Below are 1,043 nucleotides of genomic sequence, written 5' to 3' on the forward strand. Positions count from 1 at the left end.
CTCCCCGTGCCGGGGAGGATTTACGTGGCATTTTCCCTTGTTCGCGTTTGCGGCAATCCTACCTGTCATGTATCTGACGCGCAGACCGGGCGGGTTTGCCGCCCCACAAGCCGAACCGAGCGAGCACCATGGCCGAATTCCGTTTGCCCAAGAATAGTCGCATCACGAAGGGCACGACCCACAAGTCGCCGACGTCGGGCCGGATCAAGAAGTTCAAAGTGTATCGCTACGACCCGGATTCGGGCCAGAATCCGCGCTACGACGATTTCGAGATCGATCTCGACGAATGCGGTCCGATGGTGCTCGACGCACTGATCAAGATGAAGTCGGAGCAGGACCCGTCGCTCACCTTCCGCCGGTCATGCCGCGAAGGGATTTGCGGGTCGTGTTCGATGAACATCGACGGCCGCAACGGCCTCGCCTGCACCACCGCGATCGAGGATATCAAGGGCGATATCCGCATCACCCCGCTGCCGCACATGGACGTCATCAAGGATCTGGTGCCCGACTTCACCCATTTCTACGCCCAATATGCGTCGATCAAGCCATGGCTGCAGACCGTGACCCCGGAACCCGCTGGCAAGGAACGGCTCCAGTCGCCGGAGGACCGCAACAAGCTCGACGGGTTGTACGAATGCATCCTGTGTGCCTGCTGCTCGACCTCGTGCCCGAGCTATTGGTGGAACAGCGACAAGTTCCTGGGTCCGGCTATCCTGCTCCAGGCCTATCGCTGGCTGGCCGACAGCCGTGACGAGATGACCGGCGAGCGTCTCGACGAACTGGAAGATCCGTTCCGCCTGTATCGCTGCCACACGATCATGAACTGCGCGAACGTGTGTCCGAAGGGCCTGAACCCGGCCAAGGCGATCGCCGAGATCAAGAAGATGGAAGTCGAGCGGATCATCTGATTCGGTAAAGATACCGTTCGGTTCGAGCAGCTTCGAGCTTGTCGAGAAGCGGCAGTCGAGAACCTTCTGCTTGGGGCACCCCCTTCTCGACTTCGGTTCTCGACAGGCTCGAACCTGCGCTCGAAGCAAACGGGG

1 protein-coding gene is annotated in these 1,043 nt (G+C 60.3%); it reads left to right on the forward strand.

Features of this window, described 5'->3' with window-relative positions; all coding sequences use genetic code 11:
• The first annotated feature begins 128 nt into the window (after positions 1–128).
• Positions 129–908 (forward strand): succinate dehydrogenase iron-sulfur subunit, encoded by a 780-nt coding sequence (locus ASE59_RS17985; RefSeq protein WP_056459674.1) that lies wholly within the window; start codon positions 129–131, stop codon positions 906–908.
• Positions 909–1,043: the final 135 nt, after the last annotated feature.

It is taken from the genome of Sphingomonas sp. Leaf10 (assembly GCF_001421245.1).
GTDB lineage: Bacteria > Pseudomonadota > Alphaproteobacteria > Sphingomonadales > Sphingomonadaceae > Sphingomonas.